The sequence below is a fragment of the Caulobacter sp. CCG-8 genome (assembly GCF_037402475.1).
In the GTDB taxonomy this organism is placed as follows: Bacteria; Pseudomonadota; Alphaproteobacteria; order Caulobacterales; family Caulobacteraceae; genus Caulobacter.
Map to the genome: position 1 here is coordinate 105461 of NZ_JBBEUD010000008.1, position 22556 is coordinate 128016.

Here is a 22556-nt window from a genome sequence, read left to right on the forward strand (position 1 = left end):
CAGTTAGACCCTCTCGATCATGGCTTCCCCGACTCGCGCCCCTGTCCTGGCCCTCAAGGACGTCCGCCTCGCCGATGGGGCCAAGCCGCTGTTCGACGGGGTGGACCTGGCGCTGGAGCCGCGGGTGCGCGCCTGCCTGGTCGGGCGCAACGGGGCGGGCAAGTCGACCCTGCTGAAGATCCTGGCCGCCCAGGGCATCGAGGCCGACAGCGGCGAGCGCGCGGCCCAGCCCGGCGCCAAGATCGTCTATGTCAGCCAGGAACCGGACATCACCGGCGAGACCCTGCTGGACTACTGCACGGCCGGCGGCGCCGAGGACTACGAGGCCCACGCCACCCTGGCCGACTTCGGCCTGGACTACGCCAAGAGCACGGTGGGCCTGTCGGGCGGCGAGCGTCGCCGCGCCGCCCTTGCCCGCGCCTTCGCCGAGCAGCCCGACGTGCTGCTGCTGGACGAGCCGACCAACCACCTGGACATCTTCGCCATCCAGACGCTGGAAGAGGAGCTGGCCAATTCCAAGTGCGCGGCCCTGATCGTCAGCCACGACCGCGCCTTCCTGAACCGGGTCACCCAGCGCACCTTCTGGCTGGAGCACCGCAAGGTGCGCCGCCTGGACAAGGGCTTCCACGAGTTCGAGGTCTGGAGCGAGCAGGTGCTGGCCGCCGAGGCCGACGAGGAGCGGCGCCTGAACAAGCAGCTGGAGCGCGAGAACGCTTGGCTGGCGCGCGGCGTCCAGGGCCGCCGGGCCCGCAACGAGGGCCGCCGCCGGGCGCTGATGGACCTGCGCGCCCAGAAGCGCGACCTGCAGGCCGACAAGCGCGGCAGCATGACCCTGGCCGTCGAGAGCTCGGGCACGTCCGGCAAGAAGGTGGTCGAGGCCAAGCACGTCACCAAGACCTTCGGCGAACGGGTGATCGTCCAGGACTTCTCGACCCGCATCCTGCGCGGCGACCGCGTGGCCCTGGTCGGTCCCAACGGGGCGGGCAAGACCACCCTGGTGCGCATGCTGCTGGGCGAGATCCCGATCGACAGCGGGACCATCACCCTGGGCACCAATCTCGAGATCTCCTACGTCGACCAGAACCGCATGGCGCTGTCGGAGAAGATGACGCTGTGGGACTTCCTGACCCCCGGCGGCGGCGACTCGATCCTGGTGCGCGGCCAGCCCAAGCACGTGGCCGGCTACGCCAAGGAGTTCCTGTTCACCGAGGCCCAGCTGCGCCAGCCGGTCACCAGCCTGTCGGGGGGGGAACGCAACCGCCTGCTGCTGGCTCGGGCCCTGGCCACCCCGACCAACCTGATGGTCCTGGACGAGCCGACCAACGACCTGGACATGGACACCCTGGACCTGCTGGAAGAGGTGCTGGCCGACTTCGAGGGAACCCTCATCCTGGTCAGCCACGACCGCGACTTCATCGACCGCCTGGCCACCTCGACCATCGCCATGAACGGCCACGGCAAGGTGCTGGAGACGCCCGGCGGCTGGAGCGACCTGATCGACCAGGCCCCGGACTTCTTCAAGGGCGCGCGCGGCGCGGCCGGCGACTTCGCCACGGGCACGGGCTCGCACAAGGCCATCGTCACCCCGTCGGCCCCGCCGCCGCCGAAGAAGACCGTCAAGCTGTCCTACAAGGACCAGCGGCGCCTCGAGGAATGCGAGGCCCTGATCGCCGCCTCGCCCACGATCATCGGCGACCTGGAAGCCAAGCTCCACGACCCCGACCTCTACGCCAAGGACCCCGCGGGCTTCGACAAGCTGATGAAGGCCCTCGACAAGGCCCGCGCCGACCTGGCCACGGCCGAGGAGGACTGGCTGGCCCTGGAGGAGAAGAAGGAAGCGCTGGCGGGCTAGCTGGCCTTGTCCAGGCGGTCGGCCGTCTCCCGGTCCGACTTGGCGCCGGGGCCCTCGTCCTTGACGTCCGCGCGCCAGCGCAGGGCGTCGGCGTATTCCGGATCGGCCGCCAGGGCCGCGTCCAGCTCCTCGAGCGCGCGGCGGTAGTCCTTCACCAGCCAGTAGACCCGGCCCTTGCGGGCCAGGGTCATGCTGTCGTTCGGCGACAGGCGCAGCGAGGCGTTCAGGTCGCGGATGGCCCGGTCGTAGCGGCTCTGATCGATGAACACGTCGGCGCGGTTGTAGTAGGCCGGCTCGTAGTCGGGCTGGACGACGATCGCCTGGTCGTAGTCGGCCAGGGCGGCGGCGTAGCGTTCGGCCCGGGCGTGGGCAAGGGCGCGGTTGTTCAGGACGAAGGCCGACTTGGGGGCCAGCTTCACCGCCGCGTCCAGGTCGGCCATGCCGGCGGCCTCCTGGTCGTCGAGGGACAGCACCTGGGCCCGGGCGACCAGCAGGTCGGCGTCGTCCGGCGCCAGGGCCACGGCGCGGCCGTAGTCGGCGATGGACTCCCGCAGGCGGCCCATTCGGCGCAGCAACCGGGCGCGGGAGCGCCAGGCACCGGCGTCCTTGGCGTCCAGCTTCACGGCCTGGTCGTAGGCGCGCTTGGCCTCGTCGTACTGGCCCTGGTTCACCAGGGCGTCGCCCAACGAGATCTGCAGGTCCGCGCGTTTCGGCGCCGCCTGGGTCGCCAGGCGGTAGGCCGCGACCGCCGCCGGCCAGTCCTCGCGATCGGCGTAGACGATGGCCTTGTTGACCTTGGCGGCGATGTTGGCGGGATCGATGGCCAGGACCTGGTCGTAGGTCTTCAGCTCCGCATCGCCCTGGTTCAGGTTGCCCAGCTCGATGCCGATATTGATCAGGGCGTCCAGGTCTTTGGGGTCCAGCTCGGCGGCCTTGCGAAAATCCGCGAGGGCCGCCTCGTGCTCGCTCTTCTTGGACAGCTGCTGGCCGCGATTGTAGTAGGCCGCGGCGCTCTTCGGCAGGGCGGCGATGACGACGCCGTAGGCCTCTATGGCCCGGGTCGTTTCGTCCCGGGCGCCCAGGATCATGGCGCGCTCGAACAGCAGGTCGGTGTTCTTCGACGCACGCTTGAGGCCGGCGTCGGCCGCCGCCAGGGCCGCGTCGTAGCGTTCGGCCTTGCGCTCGAGGAACGCCACGGCGACCCAGGCGTCCAGATAGTCCTCGTCCAGCTTCACCGTCTCGCGGTAGGCGGCGAGGGCCTCGTCGGGCCGCTCCAGCGCTTCCAGGGCCCGGCCCTGGACGTAGCGGGCCCGCGCCAGCTTGGGCTCCACCCGGATGGCCGCCTCCGCGTCGCGCAGGGCCGCGGCCTTGTCCGAGCCCAGCTCGAGCAGCGACCGGTAGGTCAGGGCCCGGGCGTCGGCCGGGTCGGCCGCCGCCGCCACGCCGTAGGCCTTCAGCGCCTCCGCCGTGCGCTTCTGGTATTCGATCGCCAGGCCCAGCGGCAGCAGGATGTCCACGTCGCCGGGCGACAAGGCCAGGGCCGACCGCAGGTCGCGCTCCGAGGCCGCCGGATCGTCGTCCATCGTCAGGTCGGCGCGCTGCACATAGGTGCGGACCGACTTGGGATCGACCGCCAGGGCCGCGTCGTAGTCGGCCTTGGCGCCGGCGCGGTCGTCCTTGAACCACTGGCGCACGCGGCCCCGGTACAGCAGGGCCGCGGCGTTGCGGGGCTGGACCTTGAGGGCGGCGTCGAAGTCGGCGATCGCCTCGTCGGCCCGGTCCTGGTCCATGCGGGCCGCGCCGCGCGCGACCAGGGCCCCGGCGTCGCCGGGCGCCAGCTTGAGGGCGGCCTCGGCGTCCTTCTCGGCCTCGGCGTTGAGGTCCAGCCGCCACTTGGCCTGGCTGCGGATGGTCAGGACCTTGGCGCGCTGCGCCGGATCGGCCACGCCCGCCTCGATCGCCTTGTCGCAATCGTCGACGACCTTCTTGCGGTCGCCCTTGTGCGGGAAGGCCTCGCCGGCCAGGCACGCGGCCAGGGGGTCGGAAGCCGGCGCCGTGGCGGCCAGGCTGGGGACCGAGGCGGCCGTCGCCAGCAGGGCGAGGACCAGGGACGGCAGGCGGACGGGACGGTTCATGGTTCTGCTCACTTCGTCCAGCCCGCGGGATAGGCCACGCCGACGATCGGGTCGCGGGCCAGCCATTTGGCCGCCGCCGCCCGCACGTCCTGCAGGCTCACCGCCGACATCAGCGGCTCGTAGCTCAGCGCCTCCTCGAGGATCGCCGGATCCTGGTTCGAGCCGGCCATCGCCCCGGCCCACCAGGCGTTGGTGTCGCGCCGGGCGCGGGCGGCGGCCATGATCGGCTGGCGCGCGTCCTCCAGCATCTGGGGCGTGATCTCGCCGGCCCGGAGTTGGGCGGCGACCTTGCCGGCCTCCTCCACCAGCGCGTCGATGTCCTTGGGGGCGGCGTCGATATTGACCTGCAGCACGCCCTGGTCGCCGAAATCGGGACCCAGGGTGAAGACCTGGGGCGCGTAGGTCTTGCCCAGCTCCTCGCGGATGCGCCGGCGCAGCGCCGTGTCGAACACCGCCGCCAGCAGCTTGAGCGAATACTCCTCGGGCCGGCGCTCCGGCGTCGAGACGTAGAGCGGCCAGAGCAACTGGGCGGCGGCCTTGTCCCGCTGGCCTTCGTGCGTGACGTGGATCGGCGGGACCGGCGCGTCGGGGTAGCGCATGAACTGGGGCTGGACCCGGTCGCGCGGCGCGGGCGACCGCGCCGGCAGGGCGCCGAAGGTGGTCGAGACCGCCGCGATCGCCGTGGCCTCGTCGATGTCGCCGACGATCGTCAGTTCGACCGGCGCGGTCGTCAGGATCGGCTTGAACACGCGCTCGAAGTCGGCCGACCGGATCCGCGCCATCTCCTCGCGCGACGGGGCGTTGCCGGGCCAGTCCGGCGCGATCTTGCGCGCGACCGCCATGTTCACCGCGGCCTCCGGCTGGGTCAGGTAGGTCCGGTACATCATGTCGATGGCCGTCGGCAGCCGCGCGTCCAGCGACGGCCGGAACCCGGGGTCCGACATGTAGGCGGCCATGACCTGCAGCTGGTCGTCGACCCCGCTGGTGAAGGTCGTGTTGCGCATCGAGAAGCCCTTGGGACCCATGCCCAGCTGGAAGGCCCAGGCGGCCCGGGTCTCGAACATCGTCTGGATGTCCTCGAAGCTGTGCTTGCCCAGTCCGCCGGCGATCACCACCGCCGAGCCCAGTTCGGCGGCGGCATACTGGCTGTCGTCGACCTCGCGCCGGCCGGCGCCGAAGTTGAGGCGGACCTCGACCTTGTTGGGCTCCAGCTTGGTCTGCTTGAAATCCAGGACCAGCCCGTTGGCGAAGCGCAGGCGGGTGAAGCCGGGATCGGCCACCGCCTCCCGCTTGATCACCTTCCCCGGCTTGCCGAAGCTCGTATAGCCCCAGGTCAGGGCGGCGCGGTCGGCGTAGCGCGCCTGCGGCGTCTCGCCGGCGCCGCGGGTCCAGGCGGCCAACAGCGCCTCGCGCGAGGCCGGCTTGGCGCCCGTCATGAACAGCAGGGGCTCCGAGCCCGTCCAGTCGGCCGCGAAGCTGGCCTTGACCTCGTCGGGCGTCATGTCCTCCACCGCCAGGTCGTAGGCGTAGATGGCGTCGGCGGGGCTGGTCGCCACGTCGCCGACCAGGGCCTTGGCGACGATGTCGTCGGCCAGGTTGGACGACTTGCGCGACCCCACGCCCACCACGCCGCCGCGCAGGCGGGCGCGGGCGATCTCGACCGCTTTCTCCACCTCCAGCTCGGTGGGGCCGTCCTTGGCGAACCGGTTGATCTCGGCTTCCCCGGCCCGCAGGGCCTCGGCCCAGCCGTCGCCCGTGGGCATGACGATCAGGCAGGCGATCCCCATGTCCCGCACCTCGGTCGACAGGGCCATGGCGCCCAGCAGGTGGTCCTCGTTGGCCGCGGCCTTCTGGGCCAGCCTCTGGTTCAGGATCGCCTGCCAGACCTGGCTGCGCGTCCGGACGCGCAGGCGCGCGACGTCGTCCTTGGCGACGGGGTCGCCGGGGCGCACCCGGCAGGCGCTGAGCACGGTGGGCAGGCTCTCGCCGGCCACGGACAGCGCGTCCTGGACCCGGCCGGGCGGCGGCTGCACGATCTTGGCCCGCACCGGCTTGGGGCCGCGCCCCGTCCAGCTGGAGAAGGCGCTCTCGACCATCGACCGCATGTCCTCGACCGGCATGTCGCCGACCACGGTCACCACGGCGTGCTCGGGGCGGTACCAGGTGTCGTAGAAGCGCTTGAGGTCGGCCGCTCGGGCGGCCTGGACCGTCTCCAGCGTGCCGATCGGCGAGCGTTCGGCCGACCGCTGGCCGGCGCCCTGGAACTTGGCGGCGGTCTCCTGGGCGGTCAGCAGCGGATTGCTGCGGGACTCCATCTCGGCGATCACCACGCCGCGCTCGAGGTTCACCGCCTCGTCGGAGAAGATCACGCCGTCGGCCACGTCGCGCAGCCAGCCGAAGCCGGTCTTCAACTGCGCCGGGTCGGGCGCGGGCATGTCCAGCTGGTAAGTCGTCGAGAAGATCGTCGTGGCGGCGTTCTGGTCGCGCCCGAACGCCACGCCCCAGGGCGCGAAGACCTTGTCGGTCGCGCCGTTCGGGAAGCCGCGCGTCGAGCGGAAGGCCATGTGCTCGATGAAGTGGGCCAGGCCGCGCTCGGGATCGGCCTCCTCGTAGCTGCCCACGTCGATCGCGAACCGCAGCGAGACCGCGCCCTTGGGCGCGGCGTTGCGCATGATCAGGTAGCGCACGCCGTTCGGCAGGGTCCCGCGCGTGATGCTGGGGTCGGGCGTCAGGGACGCGTGATCGACCTTGGGGGCCGCCCGAACGGCCTCCTCCGCCCGGGCGCCGCCCGTGGCGATGACGGCGAACGCCAACGCGCCCGCCATGCCCGCGATTTTCCTCAAGACGCCCCCGGAACGCTGAACTCAACCCCAGGGAAGGCCTAGCCGTTATGGCGACGCTTCGCCAGAGGGTTCGAACACGCCCTACACCACCACCTGCGAGCCCATCTCCACCACCCGGCCCGCCGGGATGTGGAAGAAGTCGACCGGGTCGGCGGCGTTCTTGACCATCCAGATGAACAGCTTGTCGCGCCACAGCGGCATGCCCTCGTGCGGCGAGGCGATCACCGTGCGGCGGCCCACGAAGAACGAGGTCGACATCAGGTCGAAGGCCAGGCCCCGGCGGCGGCAGCTGCCCAGGGCGCGGGGGATGTGCGGGGTCTCCATGAAGCCGTAGCGCACGGTCACCCGCTTGAAGCCGGGGCCGAGCGGCGCGATCTCGATCCGGTCCTTCTCGTCCACGCGCGGCCGGTCGGCGGTGACCACGCTCATGACGATGTTGTCGGCGTGCAGGATCTTGTTGTGCTTGAGATTGTGCAGCAGGGCCGTGGGCGCGACCTCGGCGTCGGCGGTCAGGAAGATCGCCGTGCCCGGCACGCGGTGCGGCGGCCGCGCCTCCAGGGTGGAGATCAGGTCGGCCAGGGGGATGTTGTCGCGGTGGGCCTTGGCGTGGACGATGTCGGCGCCCTCGCGCCAGGTCCACATGACCACGACGATGGCGGCGGCCACCACCAGCGGCACCCAGCCGCCGTCGGCGATCTTCAGGACGTTGGCGCCCATGAACACCAGGTCCAGGGCCAGGAACGGGGCCAGCAGCAGGGCGCAGGCCCACAGCGGCCACTTCCAGTAGCCGCGCATCACCACCGCCAGCAGGACCACGGTCACCACCATGGTCGTGGTCACCGCCACCCCGTAGGCCGAGGCCATGTTCGACGAGGTGCGGAACATGAACAGCAGGAACAGCACCCCGGCGGCCAGGGCGACGTTGATCGGCGGCACGAAGATCTGGCCGGCCACCGTCTCGCTGGTCCGCTTGATGTTGATCCGCGGCAGCAGGCCCAGCTGCACCGCCTGCTGGGTGACCGAGAAGGCGCCGGTGATCACCGCCTGGCTGGCGATGATGGTGGCCAGGGTCGTGAGGATGATGACCGGCCAGTAGAAGGCGTCGGGGATCAGGCCGAAGAACGGGTTGGCCATGGCCTTGGGGTCGGCCAGGCACAGGGCGCCCTGGCCCAGATAGTTCAGCATCAGGCACGGCAGGGCCACGGTCAGCCAGCCCAGGCGGATGGGGGCTTTGCCGAAGTGGCCCATGTCGGCGTACAGCGCCTCGGCCCCGGTCACGCACAGGAAGACGCTGCCCAGGATGGTCACGCCCAGAGGGCCGTCGGCGACCAGCAGGCGGACGGCGTGCATCGGGTTCAGGGCGGCCAGGATCTCGGGGCGGGCCAGCACGTGCGGCAGGCCCAGGGCGGCCAGGGTCAGGAACCAGACCAGCATGATCGGCCCGAAGAACTTGCCCATGGTCTCGGTGCCGCGCATCTGCACGGCGAACAGGCCCAGCAGGATGGCGGCGGCCAGGGGCAGGACGAACGGGGCGAAGTGCGGGCCGATCACCGGGGCGGTCGTCAGGCCCTCCACCGCCGACAGCACCGAGATCGCCGGGGTGATCAGGCCGTCGCCGTAGAACAGGGCCGCCCCCGCCACGCCCAGCAGCATCAGCCAGGCCGAGCGCTTCTTCAGGGCCCGTTGGGCCAGGGCCATCAGGGCCAGGGTGCCGCCCTCGCCGCCGTTGTCGGCCCGCATGACGATGACGACGTATTTGAGCGTGACCACCAGGGTCAGGGCCCAGAACACCAGCGAGACCACGCCGAACACCGCCAGGCGCGGGTCGACCGCCCCGGCGTGGGCCAGGGCCTCGCGCATCGAATAGAGCGGGCTGGTGCCGATGTCGCCGAACACCACCCCCAGGGCGCCGAGCCACAGGGCGCCGAACCGGGCCGCGCGGGCGACCGGCTCGGCCGGTTCGGGGGATGTATGGGCCATCGGCTCCGGAGTCCGTCGAAAGGAGCGACGGCCTACGCCCACGGGGCATAAGGGCTCCATGCGGATTCCCGGGCCGGGCATAAGGGAGTTATAAAGATCAGCATACGGATCGAATAAGCGCCGATGCACGGCTTTTCGTCGATTTCTCGACTTAGGAACACCCGCCGCCGGGCCCCGTTGATCTCCCCGCCGGAAGCCTCCGGCGCGATCAGGGAACCACGACCATGGGCGAGCAAGACAACCGCGAGAACCTGCAGCAGCAACCGTCCGACGACCAACGCCGGCAGGCCGACCAGCAGAACCAGCAGGGCGAGACCCGTACCCCGCAGCAGCAGCAGGACGACGCCGCGCGCAACGCGCCGGGCCAGCAGAACCAGCAGGGCCAGCGCCGTGACGACGGCCTGAACGAAGGCGTCGAGGGCACGCGCGTCGAAGGCCTGGACGAAGGCCTGGAAGGCGGCGTCGACACCGGCGCCATCGAGCCGGGCAACACCGGCCAACGCTGATCCCGCGATCAAACGACGAGGCCGCCCCCTTCCCGGGGCGGCCTTTTCCGTCCGCGATTTCCGTAAAGAGACCCCACAGGAGCACGCCGTGTTTGGTGGCGAACGACTGGCGCGCATCGGCGCCTTCACCCCGGAATTCCCCGACGCCGAAGCCCTGCACCGGGGTCTGGCCCACTGGAACCACCGCCGCCTGGCGGTCGGCACGCCCGATCCCGACTGGCGGGCCGAGCTGTCCGACGACGCCCGGATGAAGCGGATCGAGGGCGAGTATGTCGAGCAGTTCCGCGACCACATCCTGCCGCTGGTCAGCGGCGTGCCGACCAACGCCGACGACTTCGTGGCCTGGTTCGAACAGCTGCAGGAGACCGGGCCCGGCCAGGACGACCCGCTGTTCGACTGGCTCGAAGGCGCGGCCAGCCTTCCGGACCTGCAGTGGTTCCTGACCCAGGAGGCGGCCGGCGAGGCCGGCTTCGACGACCTGGTGGCCATGACCCAGGTCAAGGTCAGCGACCGCGCCAAGCTGGAGCTGGCCCGCAACTACTGGGACGAGATGGGCCGCGGCGCGGCCGCCGGCATGCACGGCCCGATGCTGACCCGCACGACGCAGGTCTTGGGCCTGACCCCGACCATCGATTCCACCCTGTGGCAGTCGCTGGCCCTGGCCAACACCATGACCGCCTTCGCCACGACGCGGCGCTACACCTACCAATCGATCGGCGCCCTGGGCGTGGTCGAGCTGACGGCGCCCGGCCGCGTGGCCTGCGTCGACGCCGGCCTCAAGCGCCTGGGCGTCTCGCCCTCGGCCCGCAAGTATTTCGCCCTGCACGCCCAGCTGGACATCGAGCATTCCAAGGCCTGGAACGCCGAGGCCCTGCATCCCCTGGTCAGCGAATTCCCCGACTGCGCCCGCTTCATCGCCGAGGGCGCGGTCATGCGCCTGATCTGCGGCGAGCAGTGCTTCGACACCTATCGCGCGCACCTTTGGGCGCACGTGCACCCGGTGGTCTACGCGGCGGAATGACAGACCGGGGACATGCCCTTGCGGCGTGTCCCCAACCGCAAGCGCCGCGCCAAGACTTGGGGACACGCCGCGAGGGCATGTCCCCGGTTGCTAATCGTGCAGCGGCGCCTCGGCCTGCTTGCGCGACGGGTCCGTCACCACCGTCCCCACCGAGGCGGCGATGACGAAGGCGATGGCCAGCCATTGGCGGCCGACCAGGTGCTCGCCCAGCACCAGCAGGCCCGCCAGGGCGCCCACCGCCGGCTCCAGGCTCAGCATCACCCCGAAGCTGCGCTTGGAGATGCCGCGCAGGGCGACCATCTCCAGCGAATAGGGGATGGCGCTGGACACCACCGCCACCACCAGGCCCAGGCCCAGGGCGAGCGGGCTGAGCAGGGCCGCCCCGGCCGCGACCAGGCCGAACGGCGCCACCACCAGGGCGGCCGTGGCCATCCCCAGGGCCACCGAGCGGCCGCCGTGCAGGTGCCCGGTCCGCTGGCCGGCCACGATGTACAGCGCCCAGCACACCCCCGCCGCCGCCGCGAAGCCCACCCCGACCAGGTCGAGGTTCAGGCTGACGTCGCCCAGCGGCAGCAGCAGGCCCAGGCCCGCGACGGCCAGGGCGATCCACAGGAAATGGATCGGCTTGCGCGCGTGGATCATCGCCAGGCTGAGCGGTCCGGTGAACTCGATAGCGATGGCCAGGCCCAGCGGGATGGTGCGGATGGCCATGTAGAAGCACAGGTTCATCACGCCCATCACCGCCCCGTAGCGGACGACGGCCAGCAGGTCCCCGCGGGTCATCGGCATGCGCCAGGGCCGCCAGATCAGGCACAGGATCAGGGCCGAGAAACCCACGCGATAGGCGCTGGTCCCCTGAGCGCCGACCAGCGGGAACAGCGTCTTGGCGAACGAGGTGCCCGCGCACAGCGACACCATCGCGCCGACCAGGCACAGATAGGGCAAGGCGGCGCGCAGGCCGGCGGACGCGGTGAAGCGGGACATGGGGCGGTGTCTAGCAGGGAACGAGCGCTGTCTGCGACGATCAAAACCCTATTAGCACCGTCATCCCGGGCGGTTTGATAATGCGCGACTCACCCCGATCCCCGTCCAGCGTCGGTAGATCGCCTGATTTACGGTCCAGCGGACTTTGCCACGATGCGCCTTCCGCTTGGGAGCCCGCCCGTGGCCGTCCGCCGCCTCACCGCCGCACTGGCCGCCGCGTTCGTCCTGGCCGCCTGCGGAAGCACGCCCAAGGGTTTCCTGCTGCCGACCGCCGCGCCCGCGGCGCCCGGCGCGCGCCATATCGACATGCTGGTGGTCACCACCCGCGCGGCCTCGCCCGCGCCCGGGGTGATCTACGGCGGCGAGCGCGACACCAGCGCCTCGGCCGCCGAGATCGTGGTCTCCGTGCCGCCCAGCCACAGGATCGGGGCCGTCGAGTGGCCCAAGCACGAGCCGCCCGACCCGGCCACCGAGTTCACCACCGTCAGCCTGGCCCCGTCCGACAAGGCCAACACCCTGGCCTGGTTCAACCGCATGGGCGGCGAGCACGCGCGGCTGTTGGTGTTCGTGCACGGCTTCAACACGCGGTTCGAGAGCGCCGTCTACCGCTACGCCCAGTTCGTGGCCGACTCCCAGGCCGACGCCGCGCCGCTGCTGTTCACCTGGCCCTCGCGCGGCAAGCTGCTGGACTACCAGTACGACCGCGACAGCGCGATCTATTCGCGCGACGCCCTGGAGGAGGCCCTGACCAAGGCGGCCGACGCCCCGGCGGTCAAGGAGATGACCGTGGTGGCCCACTCTATGGGCACCTACCTGACCATGGAGGCCCTGCGCCAGCTGGCCATCCGCCGCGGCGGCCTGCCGGCCAAGATCAACAACGTGGTGCTCGCCTCGCCCGACATCGACCCGCAGGTGTTCGCCCACCAGGTGCAGGCCCTGGGCCCGAACCCGCCGCACATCACCATCTTCGTCTCGCGCGACGACCGGGCCCTGATGGTCTCGCGCCTGCTGTCGGGCAACCTGCTGCGCCTGGGCGCCATCGACCCCAGCCGCGAGCCCTTCCGCTCGAAGCTGGAGGCCAACGGCAACATCACCGTCATCGACCTGACCAAGCTGAAGGCCGGCGACAGCCTCAACCACGGCAAGTTCGCCCAGAGCCCCGAGGTGGTGAAGATGCTGGGCCAGCAGCTGATCAACGGCCAGGTGCTGACGCAGGGGGAGTGAGGGGGCGGAGCGCTCTTCCCCCTGCGGGGGAAGACGGTCGCGAAGCGACCCGTAGGGGGCAAGTGTTCGCCGCCGCGGCGACGGACGGGGATCGTGGCTCACCCACTTGCCCCCACCTGGCGACTTCGTCGCCTGTCCGCCCCCGTAGGGGGCGGAGCTAGAACGCCTCGTCTTCCTCGGCGCCCTCTTCCTCTTCCCCGCCCATGGCCGCTTCCAGGCTCTCGATGATGTCGTCCATCTGGTCGGGCGTGATCGAGACGTAGAGCGCCTCGCCGCCGACGGCCGAGACCAGCAGGCGGTAGCCGTCCTCGGTTTCCTGCAGGCTGAAGGTTTCGAGGGGCTGCAGCTTGGCCATGGGGGTGTTCCGGCGTTCGGGATGGGGAACGGCGGATATAAGGGGTGTGCCCCCGGAAATCACCCCTTCAGCGCCCCGCGCCGCAGCATGGCGATGTGGCCGGCGATCAGGGCCTCGCGCTCGACCCACGGGAACTCGGAGCGGGCGATCAGCAGCGAGACCAGGCCGTGCAGGCCGGCCCACAGGGTCTGGGTCAGGCGCAGGGGGTCGTCGTCGCGGGTCAGGCCGGCGGCGTGCAGGTCGGCGATCATGGCCACGAAGCCCTGGAAGGCCTCCATGCCCGCCGCCATCGGCCGCCCGCCGGTGCGGGCGTGGAACGCGCCCTCGGGGCCCTTCTCGACCATGAAGGCCACGCGGTAGGCGTCGGGCTCGCTGAGGGCGAAGTCGATATAGGTCATCATCGCCCGGTCGAACATTTCGGGCGTCGGCGTCCAGCGCGACCTGCCGTCGTCCATCCGCGCCTTGAGCTTGGCGAAGGCCCGCACGCACAGCTCGGCGATCAGGTCGTCCTTGGTGGCGAAATAGGCGTAGAGCGCCGGCTGGCTGATCCCCGCCGCCTCGGCGATCTGCCGGGTCGAGACCGCGTGCACGTCCTTGGCGCTGAACAGCCGCAGGGCCGCGTCGAGGATCTCCTCGCGGCGCTCGGCCCCCTGGCCCTTGGGTTTACGCGGCGATCGGACCTGGGGCGACTTCATCGTGTTTCAGCCTTTCCCAGGCCCGAGGCGGCTTGACAAGAAGCGATAATCTATCACTGATAACTTATCGCTGATCGATAGTCGAGGGGTTGGGCTGTGCGTGGACGGATGGAAAGACGCGCGAACGCCAAGACCGCGAAACCCGCCCCCTCTCAGCCGTCATCCCGGGCCTTGTGCCCGGGCCCCCTGATTCAGCTCGCACGTGAAGCGCCCATGGCGCGCCAGCGAACCGCCCCTCCCGCACCTGCGGCGGATAGAGGGGTCCCGGGCACAAGGCCCGGGATGACGGCGGAAGGGTTGGGGTCGGGCGTCACGATCATCCTCCTCGCAAGCGCCCTCCTCGCCGCCTGCGGTCCCGCCAAGACCCCCGCCGCCCCGCCGCCGCCCCAGGCGGTGGAGGCCGTCGCCGTCGGCGCCCCGCGCGCCAGCGGCGGGGTCACCGCCACCGGGACCCTGGAGCGCCGCCGCGAGATGGCGCTGTCGTTCCGCATCGCCGGGGTGCTGACCAAGGTCGGGGTCGAGGCCGGCGACCCGGTCCGGGCCGGCCAGGTGCTGGCCAGCATCGACCCCGCCGCCGTCGACGCCCGCCAGCAGGCCTCGTCGTCCGACCTCGACAAGGCCCGTCGCGATCTGGAGCGCGCCAAGACCCTCTACGCCAAGGGTTACGTGGCCAAGGTGCGGGTCGACGACGCCGAGAGCGCCGTGCGCTCGGCCGCCGCCGCCTACAATTCCGCCGCCTTCGACCGGCGCTGGGCCCAGCTGGTCTCGCCGGCGTCCGGCGTGGTGCTGGAGCGCAAGGCCCAGGCCGGCGAGGTGGTCCAGCCCGGCCAGGCCGTGGTCACCGTCGCCGACCTCAACAGCCCGCTGGTGCTGCGCGTGCCCCTGCCCGACCGCGAGGTGGCGGGGGTGAGCGTCGGGACGCCGGTCGAGGTGACGGTGGACGCCCTGCCCGGCCAGGTCCTGGCCGGACGCGTCACCCGCGTGGGCCAGTCGGCCGACGCCCGCACCGGGGCGGTGACCGTCGAGATCGAGGTCGCCGCCCGACCCGACCTGCGCAGCGGCCAGATCGCCACCGCGCGCCTGGCCAGCCGCGCGCCCGCCACGACGGGTCCGACCTTCGCCCGCATCCCCGCCGAGGCGGTGCTCGAGGCGTCGGGCGGCAAGGCGGCCGTGCTGCGCCTGGATGGAGGCCGCGCCCGTCGCACGCCGGTCCAGTTCGGCGGCTTCGACGGCGACGACGCCCTGGTCGCCGGCCTGCCCGACGGGACGCGGGTGATCACCGCCGGCGCGGGTTTCGTCTCCGACGGGGATAGGGTGACGGTGACGGACCCGAAGGCGCTGGGCGCGGCGAAGGCGGGCAAGTGATGCCGGTGGCCTCCATCATGCGTGACGAACGCAAGCATCTCGCGCGCCCCTCCCCCGTCATCCTCGGACTTGTTCCGAGGACCCCTCGCGCCGCCGCGCTGTCGGGGGCGGGCCAGCGCTCGTCGACGCCGCGCGCGCCTTGGAGCGGCAACTTGGTTGAAGCAGGGGGCCTCGGAACAAGTCCGAGGATGACGGGGGCTGAGGGTGTGACGGGCGTTGGGGGCTTCGCATGAAGTTCGACCTCGCCGGGTTCGCCGTCCGCCGCTGGCAGTTCACCCTGGTCGCCTTCGGCCTGCTGGTGATGCTGGGCCTGAACGCCTTCATGAACGTGCCCCGGTCCGAGGACCCGCACTTCCCCGTGCCCATCGTGGTGATCCGCGCCGTCCTGCCCGGGGCCGAGCCGTCGGAGATGGAGCAGCTGGTCGCCGACCCCATTGAGGACGCGGTCGACGGCCTGGACAACATCGACAAGGTCGAGTCCACCAGCCTGGACGGGGCGGCGGTGATCCGCGTCCACTTCACCTGGGACGTCGATCCCGAGCGCAAGTACGACCAGGTGGTGCGCGAGGTGAACGCCATCCGGGGCAACCTGCCCGCCGGCCTGGCCCGCCTCGACATCGACCGCGTGCGCACCACCGAGGTGTCGATCGTCCAGGTGGCCCTGACCTCCGACGTCCTGCCCATGCGCCGCCTGGAGAAGGTGGCCGATCGCCTCCGCGAACGCCTCGACCGCGTGCCCGGCGTGCGCCAGTCGCTGTACTACGGCGCGCCGCCGTCGGAGGTGCGGGTGTCGCTGGACCTGGCGCGGCTGTCGGCCCTGAAGCTGCCCGCCACCGCCGTCTCCGACGCCCTGAAGGGCGCCGGGGCCGAGGCCCCGATCGGGGCCGTCCAGGCCGGCGACCGGCGGTTCAACGTCAAGGCCGGTGGGGCCTTCCGCTCGCTGGACGCGGTCAAGGACACGCCGGTGCGCTCGATCGGCGGCCAGGTGGTGCGGGTGCGCGACGTGGCCCAGGTGGCCTGGGCCCAGGACGAGCCCACCCACCTGGCGCGCTTCAACGGCAAGCGCGCGGTGTTCGTCACCGTCACCCAGAAGGACGGCCAGGACGTCGCCAAGATCACCGCCAGCGTCGACAAGGTGCTGGACGACTACGAGAAGACCCTGCCGGCCGGGGTGAAGCTGGAACGCGGCTTCGTCCAGGCCCGCAATGTCGAGCATCGCCTGAACAACCTGTTCCGCGACTTCGGCATCGCCCTGGCCCTGGTGCTGATCACCCTGCTGCCGCTGGGGCCGCGCGCCGGCCTGGTGGTGATGGTGTCGATCCCGCTCTCCCTGCTGATCGGCCTGGTGCTGCTGCAGGCCTTCGGCTTCACCCTGAACCAGCTGTCGATCGCCGGCTTCGTGCTGGCCCTGGGCCTGCTGGTCGACGACAGCATCGTCATCACCGAGAACATCGCCCGCCGCATCCGCGAGGGCGAGGAGCGCACGGCCGCGGCCGTCAACGGCGCCAACCAGATCGCCCTGGCGGTGCTGGGCTGCACGGCCTGCCTGATGCTGGCCTTCCTGCCGCTGATGGCCCTGCCGGCGGGGTCCGGCGCCTACATCAAGTCGCTGCCGGTGACGGTGCTGTGCACCGTGGGCGCCTCGCTGCTGGTGTCGATGACCATCATCCCGTTCCTGGCCAGCCGGGTGCTGGACAAGCACTCCGACCCGGAGGGCAACCCGCTGCTGCGCGGGGTGAACGGCGCGATCCACCGCTTCTACCGGCCGGTGCTGCACTTCGCCCTGGCGCGGCCGTGGCTGAGCCTGGCGATCATGCTGGCGATCTGCGCCACCACCGTGCCCATGCTGAAGATCGTCGGCTCGTCCCTGTTCCCGGCCGCCGAGACGCCGCAGTTCCTGGTCCGGGTCGAGACCCCCGACGGCAGCCCCCTGGCCCGCACCGACCGCGCCCTGCGCTTCGTCGAGGCCCGGCTGAAGCAGGAGCCCAAGATCGTCTGGCAGGCCGACAACCTGGGCCGCGGCAATCCGCAGATCTTCTACAACATCACCCAGCGCGAGAGCGCCACCACCTATGCCGAGGTGTTCGCCAGCCTGGAGCGCTGGGAGCCGGGCCAGAGCGAGAAGGTGCTGGACCGCCTGCGCGAGGATTTCGCCCGCTTCCCCGGGGCGCGGATCAGCGTCGTCACCTTCGAGAACGGCCCGCCGATCGACGCCCCGGTGGTGATCCGCCTGACCGGCCAGAACCTGGAGGTGCTCAAGGCCCTGGCCGCCCGCGCCGAGCAGGTCCTGAAGGCCACGCCCGGCACGCGCGACGTCAACAACCCCGTGCGGCTGGACCGCACCGACCTGGACCTGGGCGTCGACGAGGGCAAGGCCGCCGCTCTGGGCGTGCCGGCCGGGGCCCCGCGCCGCGCCGCCCGCCTGGCGCTGTCGGGCGAGGAGACCGGCCGCTTCCGCGATCCCGACGGCGACGACTATGCGGTGAAAGTCCGGCTGCCCATGAGCGTGGGCCCCAATCCGCTGGGCAGCCGCAACGCCCTGGCCGACCTGTCCAAGATCTACGTCCCCACCGCCGACGGCGAGGCCGCGCCCCTGGGCTCGATCGCCACCCCGACCCTGCGCTCCAGCCCCGCCCGCATCGACCGCTTCGACCGCGAGCGCACGGTGGCCGTCAGCGCCTATGTCCAGACCGGCTACCTGACCGCCAAGGTCACCCAGGACGTGGTCGCGCGCCTGGACCGCGAGCTGCCCATGCCGCCCGGCTACCGCCTGACCCTGGGCGGCCAGGCCGAGGCCCAGTCGGAGAGCTTCGCCGGCCTGGGCGCGGCGGTGATGGTGGCGGTGTTCGGCATCCTGGCGGTGCTGGTCCTGGAGTTCCAGAAGTTCAAGACCGCCCTGGTGGTGGCCGGCATCATCCCGTTCGGCCTGTTCGGGGCCGTGGCGGCCCTGTGGATCACCGGCTATTCGCTGAGCTTCACCGCGACCATCGGGCTGATCGCGCTGATCGGGATCGAGATCAAGAACTCGATCCTGCTGGTCGACTTCACCGAACAGCTGCGCAAGGGCGGCATGGGCCTGCACGACGCCATCGAGCGCGCCGGCGAGGTGCGGTTCCTGCCGGTGCTGCTGACCAGCGTGACGGCCATCGGCGGGCTGCTGCCGCTGGCGATGGAGGGGTCGGGGCTCTACTCCCCGCTGGCCATCGTGATCATCGGCGGGCTGATCACCAGCACGGTGCTGTCGCGGGTGGCGACGCCGGTGATGTACTGGCTGACGGCCCGGGGGAAGGCGGAGCGGGCCTGACGCACCGCTTCCGCCCCGGGCGCGCCGGCTTCAGGGGATGTAGCTGGCCGTCGTCTTGAACTCCAGGTGGCCCAGCAGCGACCGCATGAAGCCGCCCAGGCCCTTGGCCCACATGAAGTCGTAGACGCGACTGTACTCTTCGAGCAGCACGCCCGGGTTCGACCATTCCCGGGTCTGGGTGTCCGGATCGGTATAGGTTTCGCTGCCATAGGACAGCTCGAACCAGAGCCCGGCATAGGTCCTGTTCGACGGGGCCTTCACCGCATAGGTGAAGCGCCTTCTGCGGTCGCCGACCCCATCCCAGGTGTTGACCTTGTAGTCCAACCTGCTGACGCTGTGCTTTCCGGCCTCGATATTGACGATTTCGCCGGATTCTTCGGGAACCTGGGTTATCAGCTTCCCGAGAACATAATAGTTGTGCAGCTTCTTGCCGAGCTGCACGAAGTCATAAGCCACGAAATCGAAATTATACTGCACGCTGGTGACGCTGTGCACCATTCCGCGTTCCTTATCCAGGACGCTCAGAATGGAGTCGAATATCTGCTTAAACCCAGGCACCGCGGCATGGTACCAGTGATGGAAGGTGGGCAGCTGGACGCCGGCCTTGCGGACGACAATCCTGTCCTGGTAGACGGCGACCTGGAAGTCGTAGATGTCGTCCTTGAATTCGACCGCGAAATAGTCCGCCCCCTTTCTATTCTCCAGGGAGCTTTCGTTGAAGAACTCCGCCGTTCTCAGAAGGCTCGCGACATCCTCGCGCAACCGTTCCTGAAGTCGCGCCCGCAGCGCGCCATCTTCCCAGTCGGCGATCGCCGGGAAATAGGCGGTCAGGGTGAACCCGTTTATATCCCCGACCTTGTATTGGAACGCGTTTACCGGAGCTAGATTTTGCCAATCCGGTATAACCAGATTTCCCATACTATATCTCCAGAATCTCTTCAGTTATATTGATCACCTTCTCGGTATTGCCTTCGAAGGCGTAGGCCCGCTTGGCCAAGGCCGGGAAGACGATCTGCTGCAGGCCGCGCGCGCCCATGGACAGGGCGGCCGCCCGCTTGGCGACGGCCCGCATGAAGCCGTCCGAGAACTTCAACGTCTTCCCAATTCTTCGAAAATGCTGTCGCCACACCAGTAGAGGCGAGGTGCGCCCGTGCCTCAGTATCTGCAGAAGGGCGTCTTCCGGCAGGGACTCGTACTGGATGATGGCCGGGAGCCGCGCGACCAGCTCCGGCATGAAGCCGAAATTGACGAGATCATCCGAGACGATCGTGCCCTTGGGCGCCTCTCTCAGCAGCCTGGCCACCTCCGGACGCCGCTTTCGGGTGTTTTCGGTGCCGTCGATATCGACGAACGCCCCGCCCGCCAGCACCATCGCGCTCGACCCCGTCCCGCCCTCGGCGACCTTCGCCTGGCCCTCTATGAACTTCAGGAGGGATCTCTGGATGTCGACTTTCCATTCGCGGTTGTTGTCGTGGGACTTCGCCGCGATCTTGTCGAACTCGTCCAGGAACACGACGATCTTGCCGCGATCGCCGATGAGATTGTTGATCCTGTATTCGATCTCCTCGACCGCCGACCCGCCCCTGGCGCCCGACGGAACCAGGGTCGTGCTGTCCACGATCAGGAACGGAATGCCGAGATAGGCGCACGCGATCTGGATGGAAAAGGTCTTGCCCGATCCGGTCGGCCCCAGGACGAGACCGTTGGGTGGCGGGTGCAGCACGTTCTTCTTGGAGTCCCAGGACAGGTACATGGAGAGGATGAGGCTCAACCGCTCCTTCGCCTCCTCCTGGCCGACGACGAAGGAATCCAGATGAGCTCGGATGTCGGAGGCCCGGCGTTCGCGGCCCTTCGACTTGTCCTTTTCGACGTTCAGGCGAAGCGCCCTGCCGGAAGCCGACCTTCTGCGCCGCGGGGGGATCAGCTCGCCGTCCGCCTCCATCGCTCAGCTCTCCGCCTGACGATTGACGAGCCCCTGCATCGCCGCGCGTATGTCCCGGACCTCGCTGCTGGCGGCGATCAGCTCGTCGATCAGCGCGATGACTTCCGACGTCCCCTCGCGAACCAGGGAGCTGGTGCGCTCGTCGCTCTGGATGCGGGACTTCAGATCGATCAACATCAGCACCGAAGCGGGAACCTCCTTCAGCTCCGGCCGCAGCTCCAGGATCGATTTTCTGTTTTCGCTGACGATCGTCGTGATGATCTGCAGTCGGGTCGAGAGTATCAGCTGGTCCAGGCTGCTTCTCGAAGAAGCCTGGTCCTCGAGGAACTGCTCGTCGCGCTTCATGGCGTCGCGGTGTTGCTGATGAAGCGTGTAGAGGACGCCCAGCAAAGCGATCCCCGAAAACAGCGAGTTCACCAGACCGAAGGAGTCGCCAATGACCCCGGCGTCGGACCAGGACTTCACCCCTGCATGCAGCAGCAGAACGGGCGCGATCCATAGAGCCAACATGGCGGCTCCGACCGCAACATACGGTATCTTTCGCACGACGACTCCCCCTAAGGGCGATCTAGAAGCATGGTCCCCGCTCTAGTCAAGATTGCTCGACGCGCCAGCTCAACTATTCTTCGCCCATCGCGGCCCCTTGCCTATTTTACACTCGTATAGCAACCTCCTCCCCACACCCTGGGGAGAGGAACGAGCATGGCCGTCCAGCAGCGCGACGCCGTCATCATCGGCGGGGGCCACAACGGGCTGGTCTGCGCCTTCTACCTGGCCAGCGCCGGGCTGAAGGTCACGGTCTGCGAGGCCCGCGACGTGGTCGGCGGGGCGGCGGTGACCGAGGAGTTCCACCCCGGCTTCCGCAACTCGGTGGCCAGCTACACGGTCAGCCTGCTGAGCCCCAAGGTCATCGCCGACATGGACCTGCACGGCCACGGCCTGCGGATCCTGGAGCGGCCGATCTCCAACTTCCTGCCGATCGACGACAAGACCTACATGAAGCTGGGCGGCGGGCTGGAGCGCACCCAGGCCGAGTTCCGCAAGTTCTCCGAGAAGGACGCCGAGCGCCTCCCCGCCTACTACGACATGCTGGACGAAATCGGCGACGTGCTGCGCGACCTGGCCGCCGAGACCCCGCCGAACCTGGGCGACGGCCTGCCCGGCCTGCTGCGCGGGCTGAAGCAGGGCGGCCGGCTGGCGGGCCTGTCCCGCGAGCGCAAGCGCGACCTGCTGGACCTGTTCACCAAGAGCGCCCGCGACTTCCTGGACGGCTGGTTCGAGAGCGACGCGGTCAAGGCCAGCTTCGGCTTCGACGCCGTGGTCGGCAACTTCGCCAGCCCCGACACGCCAGGCTCCGCCTACGTCCTGCTGCACCACACCTTCGGCGAGGTGAACGGCAAGAAGGGCGCCTGGGGCCACGCCGTGGGCGGCATGGGCGCGATCACCCAGGCCATGGCCAAGGCCTGCCGCGCCAAGGGCGTGGACATCCTGCTGAACGCCAAGGTCGAGGGCGTGCACGTCGAGGACATGCCTAAAGGCGCCGGCAAGCGGGCGGTGGGCGTGCAGCTGGTCGATGGGACCCAGATCATGGCCCCTATCGTCAGCTCCAACCTCAACCCGGCCCTGCTGTACGGGTCGCTGGTCCCGCCCTCGGCCCTGCCCGCCCCGTTCAAGAAGGCGATCAAGGGCTACAAGAACGGCTCGGGCACCTTCCGGATGAACGTGGCCCTGTCGGAGCTGCCCGACTTCACCTGCCTGCCCGGCAAGGCCGTGGCCGAGCACCACCAGTGCGGCATCGTGCTGTCGCCGACCCTGGACTACATGGACGAGGCCTATCGCGACGCCAAGGCGACCGGGATTTCCAAGCGGCCGATCGTCGAGATCCTGATCCCCTCGACCCTGGACGACAGCCTGGCCCCTCCGGGCCAGCACGTGGCCAGCCTGTTCTGCCAGCAGTTCGCCTGGGACCTGCCGGACGGCCGCAGCTGGGACGACGAGCGCGAGGCGGCGGCCGACCTGATCATCGACACGGTCAACCAGTGGGCCCCGAACTTCAAGGCGTCGGTCCTGGGCCGGATGATCCTGTCGCCGGTCGACCTGGAGCGGAAGTTCGGCCTGGTCAACGGCGACATCATGCACGGCCACATGTCGCTGGACCAGCTGTGGGCGGCCCGGCCGCTGCTGGGTCACGCCAGCCACCGCGCGCCGATCAAGGGGCTCTACATGTGCGGCGCCGGGTGCCACCCGGGCGGCGGCGTCTCGGGCAATCCGGGACGCAACGCGGCGCGGGAGATCCTGCGCGACCGGGACTTCACGACGGCGGTGAAGCTGAGTCTGGTGGGGCGGTGAT

The 22556-nt window shown here is 70.0% G+C and carries 16 protein-coding genes; 7 read left to right on the top strand and 9 right to left on the bottom strand.

Features of this window, described 5'->3' with window-relative positions:
• The first annotated feature begins 19 nt into the window (after positions 1 to 19).
• Positions 20 to 1852, top strand: coding sequence for an ABC-F family ATP-binding cassette domain-containing protein (locus WAE60_RS09895; RefSeq protein WP_337686037.1), 1833 nt, complete (start codon positions 20 to 22; stop codon positions 1850 to 1852).
• Here the strand turns inward: WAE60_RS09895 and WAE60_RS09900 are convergent.
• From WAE60_RS09900 to WAE60_RS09910, 3 genes are all read right to left on the bottom strand, one after another.
• On the bottom strand, positions 1849 to 3987 hold the full coding sequence (locus tag WAE60_RS09900; protein ID WP_337686039.1) for a tetratricopeptide repeat protein: 2139 nt from the start codon (positions 3985 to 3987) through the stop codon (positions 1849 to 1851). The two genes, WAE60_RS09895 and WAE60_RS09900, sit on opposite strands and share 4 nt — an antisense overlap.
• Before the next feature lie 8 nt (positions 3988 to 3995).
• Positions 3996 to 6812: an insulinase family protein gene (locus tag WAE60_RS09905; RefSeq protein WP_337686041.1), complete on the bottom strand. Its 2817-nt coding sequence runs from the start codon at positions 6810 to 6812 to the stop codon at positions 3996 to 3998.
• Between the two features lie 99 nt (positions 6813 to 6911).
• Complete coding sequence (locus WAE60_RS09910; RefSeq protein ID WP_337686043.1) at positions 6912 to 8810, bottom strand: potassium transporter Kup; 1899 nt, start codon at positions 8808 to 8810, stop codon at positions 6912 to 6914.
• A gap of 224 nt (positions 8811 to 9034) precedes the next feature.
• Here WAE60_RS09910 and WAE60_RS09915 point away from each other — a divergent pair, with 224 nt between their 5' ends.
• Together WAE60_RS09915 and WAE60_RS09920 are read left to right on the top strand one after the other, a co-directional pair.
• Positions 9035 to 9316, top strand: a complete 282-nt coding sequence (locus WAE60_RS09915; RefSeq protein WP_029907736.1) for a hypothetical protein — start codon at positions 9035 to 9037, stop codon at positions 9314 to 9316.
• A gap of 88 nt (positions 9317 to 9404) precedes the next feature.
• Positions 9405 to 10337: an iron-containing redox enzyme family protein gene (locus WAE60_RS09920; protein WP_337686046.1), complete on the top strand. Its 933-nt coding sequence runs from the start codon at positions 9405 to 9407 to the stop codon at positions 10335 to 10337.
• 90 nt (positions 10338 to 10427) lie between these two features.
• Here WAE60_RS09920 and WAE60_RS09925 read toward each other — a convergent pair whose 3' ends face one another.
• Positions 10428 to 11321, bottom strand: a complete 894-nt coding sequence (locus WAE60_RS09925) for a DMT family transporter (protein ID WP_337686047.1) — start codon at positions 11319 to 11321, stop codon at positions 10428 to 10430.
• 180 nt (positions 11322 to 11501) lie between these two features.
• Between WAE60_RS09925 and WAE60_RS09930 the strand changes: the two genes are divergently transcribed.
• Positions 11502 to 12545, top strand: coding sequence for an alpha/beta hydrolase (locus tag WAE60_RS09930; protein ID WP_337686048.1), 1044 nt, complete (start codon positions 11502 to 11504; stop codon positions 12543 to 12545).
• Positions 12546 to 12702: 157 nt separating this feature from the next.
• On the opposite strand, the gene WAE60_RS09935 is transcribed toward WAE60_RS09930, so the two are convergent.
• Together WAE60_RS09935 and WAE60_RS09940 are read right to left on the bottom strand one after the other, a co-directional pair.
• Entirely contained in the window at positions 12703 to 12900 is a 198-nt protein-coding gene (locus WAE60_RS09935) for a hypothetical protein (protein WP_029907746.1), read from the bottom strand.
• 59 nt (positions 12901 to 12959) lie between these two features.
• Positions 12960 to 13595 (bottom strand): TetR/AcrR family transcriptional regulator, encoded by a 636-nt coding sequence (locus WAE60_RS09940; protein WP_337686050.1) that lies wholly within the window; start codon positions 13593 to 13595, stop codon positions 12960 to 12962.
• 282 nt (positions 13596 to 13877) lie between these two features.
• Between WAE60_RS09940 and WAE60_RS09945 the strand changes: the two genes are divergently transcribed.
• Positions 13878 to 14960, top strand: coding sequence for an efflux RND transporter periplasmic adaptor subunit (locus WAE60_RS09945; protein ID WP_337686053.1), 1083 nt, complete (start codon positions 13878 to 13880; stop codon positions 14958 to 14960).
• Between the two features lie 229 nt (positions 14961 to 15189).
• Positions 15190 to 18264 (top strand): efflux RND transporter permease subunit, encoded by a 3075-nt coding sequence (locus tag WAE60_RS09950; protein WP_337686057.1) that lies wholly within the window; start codon positions 15190 to 15192, stop codon positions 18262 to 18264.
• A 30-nt stretch (positions 18265 to 18294) separates the two neighbouring features.
• Here the strand turns inward: WAE60_RS09950 and WAE60_RS09955 are convergent, their stop codons facing one another.
• The 3 genes from WAE60_RS09955 to WAE60_RS09965 are packed head-to-tail and all read right to left on the bottom strand — an operon-like array spanning position 18295 to position 20716.
• Entirely contained in the window at positions 18295 to 19182 is an 888-nt protein-coding gene (locus tag WAE60_RS09955) for a hypothetical protein (protein ID WP_156035570.1), read from the bottom strand.
• A gap of 1 nt (position 19183) precedes the next feature.
• Positions 19184 to 20206 (bottom strand): AAA family ATPase, encoded by a 1023-nt coding sequence (locus WAE60_RS09960; protein ID WP_029907754.1) that lies wholly within the window; start codon positions 20204 to 20206, stop codon positions 19184 to 19186.
• A gap of 3 nt (positions 20207 to 20209) precedes the next feature.
• Entirely contained in the window at positions 20210 to 20716 is a 507-nt protein-coding gene (locus WAE60_RS09965; protein ID WP_029907755.1) for a hypothetical protein, read from the bottom strand.
• A gap of 192 nt (positions 20717 to 20908) precedes the next feature.
• On the opposite strand from WAE60_RS09965, the gene WAE60_RS09970 reads away from it, so the two are divergent.
• A complete protein-coding gene (locus WAE60_RS09970; RefSeq protein WP_337686061.1) occupies positions 20909 to 22555 on the top strand; it encodes an NAD(P)/FAD-dependent oxidoreductase in 1647 nt (548 codons plus the stop codon).
• The last annotated feature ends 1 nt before the right edge of the window (position 22556 follow it).

Excerpts from the sequence above, each read along its gene's own strand:
- WAE60_RS09925 (WP_337686047.1), bottom strand. The coding sequence starts at position 11,321 with ATGTCCCGCTTCACCGCGTCCGCCGGCCTGCGCGCCGCCTTGCCCTAT.
- WAE60_RS09940 (WP_337686050.1), bottom strand. The coding sequence starts at position 13,595 with ATGAAGTCGCCCCAGGTCCGATCGCCGCGTAAACCCAAGGGCCAGGGG.
- WAE60_RS09910 (WP_337686043.1), bottom strand. The coding sequence starts at position 8,810 with ATGGCCCATACATCCCCCGAACCGGCCGAGCCGGTCGCCCGCGCGGCC.
- WAE60_RS09955 (WP_156035570.1), bottom strand. The coding sequence starts at position 19,182 with ATGGGAAATCTGGTTATACCGGATTGGCAAAATCTAGCTCCGGTAAAC.
- WAE60_RS09965 (WP_029907755.1), bottom strand. The coding sequence starts at position 20,716 with ATGTTGGCTCTATGGATCGCGCCCGTTCTGCTGCTGCATGCAGGGGTG.
- WAE60_RS09905 (WP_337686041.1), bottom strand. The coding sequence starts at position 6,812 with ATGGCGGGCGCGTTGGCGTTCGCCGTCATCGCCACGGGCGGCGCCCGG.
- WAE60_RS09945 (WP_337686053.1), top strand. The coding sequence starts at position 13,878 with ATGACGGCGGAAGGGTTGGGGTCGGGCGTCACGATCATCCTCCTCGCA.
- WAE60_RS09950 (WP_337686057.1), top strand. The coding sequence starts at position 15,190 with ATGAAGTTCGACCTCGCCGGGTTCGCCGTCCGCCGCTGGCAGTTCACC.
- WAE60_RS09960 (WP_029907754.1), bottom strand. The coding sequence starts at position 20,206 with ATGGAGGCGGACGGCGAGCTGATCCCCCCGCGGCGCAGAAGGTCGGCT.
- WAE60_RS09970 (WP_337686061.1), top strand. The coding sequence starts at position 20,909 with ATGGCCGTCCAGCAGCGCGACGCCGTCATCATCGGCGGGGGCCACAAC.
- WAE60_RS09895 (WP_337686037.1), top strand. The coding sequence starts at position 20 with ATGGCTTCCCCGACTCGCGCCCCTGTCCTGGCCCTCAAGGACGTCCGC.
- WAE60_RS09935 (WP_029907746.1), bottom strand. The coding sequence starts at position 12,900 with ATGGCCAAGCTGCAGCCCCTCGAAACCTTCAGCCTGCAGGAAACCGAG.
- WAE60_RS09900 (WP_337686039.1), bottom strand. The coding sequence starts at position 3,987 with ATGAACCGTCCCGTCCGCCTGCCGTCCCTGGTCCTCGCCCTGCTGGCG.
- WAE60_RS09915 (WP_029907736.1), top strand. The coding sequence starts at position 9,035 with ATGGGCGAGCAAGACAACCGCGAGAACCTGCAGCAGCAACCGTCCGAC.